Origin of the sequence: Pseudomonas floridensis (genome assembly GCF_002087235.1) — a bacterium.
GTDB classification, from domain to species: domain Bacteria; phylum Pseudomonadota; class Gammaproteobacteria; order Pseudomonadales; family Pseudomonadaceae; genus Aquipseudomonas; species Aquipseudomonas floridensis.
Map to the genome: position 1 here is coordinate 1 of NZ_MUIO01000085.1, position 2,727 is coordinate 2,727.

The 2,727-nt window shown below is 49.6% G+C and carries 4 protein-coding genes and 1 pseudogene; 1 reads left to right on the top strand and 4 read right to left on the bottom strand.

The window, feature by feature from the left end:
* Positions 1–734 (bottom strand): IS66 family insertion sequence element accessory protein TnpB (tnpB, locus tag BZK31_RS30150; RefSeq protein ID WP_244182711.1); only part of this gene is annotated, 734 nt, incomplete at its 3' end.
* Positions 735–818: 84 nt separating this feature from the next.
* On the opposite strand from tnpB, the pseudogene BZK31_RS20555 reads away from it, so the two are divergent.
* Positions 819–1,013: pseudogene (locus BZK31_RS20555) on the top strand (transposase); the annotation flags it as partial.
* Between the two features lie 158 nt (positions 1,014–1,171).
* Here BZK31_RS20555 and BZK31_RS20560 read toward each other — a convergent pair.
* The 3 genes from BZK31_RS20560 to BZK31_RS29520 all read right to left on the bottom strand — a co-directional run bounded on the left by BZK31_RS20560 (position 1,172) and on the right by BZK31_RS29520 (position 2,689).
* Positions 1,172–1,441 (bottom strand): hypothetical protein, encoded by a 270-nt coding sequence (locus BZK31_RS20560; protein ID WP_083184947.1) that lies wholly within the window; start codon positions 1,439–1,441, stop codon positions 1,172–1,174.
* Positions 1,442–1,835: 394 nt separating this feature from the next.
* Positions 1,836–2,306, bottom strand: coding sequence for a hypothetical protein (locus BZK31_RS29080; protein WP_087881686.1), 471 nt, complete (start codon positions 2,304–2,306; stop codon positions 1,836–1,838).
* On the bottom strand, positions 2,306–2,689 hold the full coding sequence (locus BZK31_RS29520; RefSeq protein WP_157900771.1) for a hypothetical protein: 384 nt from the start codon (positions 2,687–2,689) through the stop codon (positions 2,306–2,308). Before BZK31_RS29520 ends, BZK31_RS29080 begins: the two co-directional genes overlap by 1 nt.
* Between the last annotated feature and the right edge of the window lie 38 nt (positions 2,690–2,727).

Genomic DNA, 2,727 nt, shown 5'->3' on the forward strand with positions numbered 1-2,727 from the left:
TTTTCAATCACCTGAGCCGGCTTGTCCGCAGTGACCGGTGCAGTCTCGCAGTCGCGGCAACTGTAGATTTTACGAACGTGTTTGATCACCCGTATCTGCATCGGGACGATTTCAAGTTGCTCGCTGATTTCCTCGCCAATGGCGTGTTTGCGGCAACCGCAGGTACAAGTCAGCTCATGCTCGGGCAGTTCGTGGATGACTTCGATGCGAGGTAGATCTGCAGGCAATGGATTACGCTTGCCACGGCGCTTTGCGGGTGTGACGACCTCTTCTTCAGTGGTCTCGCACGCCAACTCGACCTCGTGCTCCGCTTCATTGAACAACGCCATTTGAGGCGTTGCCGGATCGACGGCCTGCTCTGATTTTCGACCGAAAAGGCGCTGCCTTAGTAGTGCAACTTGCTCTTCGAGCACGCCCATCCTGGACTGCATCTTCGCAAGCATCCAATTGAGCTCCTGGACAGTCAGGGCAATTGCTTCGTCGGTCACATCGGGCGATGTTTTGAAACGCTCAGACTCCAGGCGCTTGAGCCAAAGGCAGAAGCCGTTGCGCTCCCAGTACAAGATCTTCACGCGGTTGCGTGGCTTGTTGAGGAAGACGAAAAGCACGGGGTCGAACACCGCGACCTTGATGTCCAACTCGACCAAGGCTGCCGGACCGTCGATGGATTTTCGGAAGTCGACGGGTTTGGGGTAGAGATAGACTTTTTCGACTTTGGTGTCGGGTCGCATCATGGCGACGGGCTCCTGAGAGAATCGGGAGCACAGCATCGAGCATCACATAAGCGCTTGGAATGTGGGGTTCATGGAGCGCTTACGATCGAGTTCGCGAAAGCCCAGGTACGAGCGAAGGTTGAACATCCATTTCGCGTGATCAAGCGCCAGTTTGGTTATACGAAAGTTCGGATTCGCGGGCTGGCTAAAAACATCGCGCAACAGACCATTCTATTTGCCTTGTCGAACCTTTGGATGGTGCGAAAACGGCTGCTCGCTACAGGAGAGGTGCGCATGTAATGCGGAAAAACGCCTTGGAAAGGTGCTGTTTGGAGTAAACTCCATGAGTTAAAGGCGGGAAAACCCTGATTACCTGATCGAGCGAGCTTTTTTGAACCTCAGGCCACGAGGGCATCAAAAATCGATGCGTACTTCAGAGCGTCCCTAGGCCTCTACAATTAACAAGAGACATTCAAACCGCAAGCAGAGATAAAATCACGTATCGGTATATCAAGAAAGCTACTCTCTCCAGCGGAAAGAACATCTTGCAATGTGACGATGCCGTTTTCAAAGTCCAAAGAAACGTCAAAGCAATTAAACTCGAACTCCCTGAGCAGAACGCTCTTTGAGCAAATCCGCTCATCAAAGGCATCTTTCAAAATAGAGCGAACGCTGTCGTCCAACTCTTGGGCGACAAATCGCTCTATTAGTGTACCGCCACTACTCATAACTATTCCTAACTAGTACGGGAATGCAGTCTGAATCACACCATCCCGAACATTTATTTTGATGGTCGATGTTGGAGCGCCTGAGACGTTTGTTCCAATCACCTTACCTGCGTTGTACTCAATAACGTGCCCACCTGGCCCATTAGGAGTTACCTTCCCATACCTCAGTGCGTTATCAACATAACTAGAGACATCTTTAACAGATGTTCCTTGCGAGAACTTACTAACATTCGCAAATCCTGAGTCAGGTCCATGGCGATAGAATACATGCTCAATACCTGTCATCAAACCGCCTTTGTTATAAGTGCTCGCGCTCCACGATGCGTCTATTTGTCTTGGGGCTGGTAATGCCTTGATTGTGTCATCTACAACAGCCCCAGTTGCTTTTGGACCATTAACTCACAGACGTAAGGCTCACCCCCTCACTGATCACTATTTCCTCTGGAATTTCATCATAGACAAAAAGCTCATCACCTAAGTTTAAAATGGATAAGCAAAGCCCGTTATCAAACGAGAGAGCAACGCCTATCACTACGTCGTCCGCCAAGGACTGCACAAGCGATGCTGACACTAACCTCCTTCCTACAACATCGGAGAAATAAAGCTCACCAGAGATACAAAAAATATCTTGCCTACCGTATTCACCTAGATCGCAGCTTGAAATCGGACTCAAAGAAAAACAGAGAGACGCACCATCAGGTCCGCCATAGAGCTTCCCAATTTCAGAATTTTCAAATAGAAGGCCAATCTCTTGGGGGGCAGAATCCCTCTCGGAAGAGAAAACATGAAATAGAGCATTTACTGTCAGTAGTTTCTTCCCGAGCACTGTTAACAGCCAGGCAATCATAAGTTCAGGAAAGTTCATTACCTGACGCCTCCCTTCAATGCGCTCTGTACAGACGGATTCTGAGTTACCCCATCCTTCAGGATAGTAACGAACGTTCCATCAGGCTTCGTAACAACCACATCATTACCCTTAACTCTGAAAAACACATCACCCCGTGCGCCATTTGCTCCTTGCCCAGCAAAAGTCCCAGGGATTACCCTTTCAGGGTTACTCCCAACGTCATGAATTTTATCGAGTACCATCTTACGATCTGCTGGGCTAGCCGCGTTGCCGCCGAAATCTTCAACGTGCTTACCGAGCTTTTTACCCAGCTGCTTCGAATCTACCTTAAATGCTGCACCAGCACCTACGCCACTTGCAGGAATAGATGTGGCACCAGGTTTTGGAATAAGACCGGACACCTCCCCTTTTGCACCATCGCCCCCTTAACAACGTCCGC

Coding starts and splice junctions, on each gene's coding strand:
- BZK31_RS20560 (WP_083184947.1), bottom strand. CDS start 1,441: ATGAGTAGTGGCGGTACACTAATAGAGCGATTTGTCGCCCAAGAGTTG.
- BZK31_RS29080 (WP_087881686.1), bottom strand. CDS start 2,306: ATGAACTTTCCTGAACTTATGATTGCCTGGCTGTTAACAGTGCTCGGG.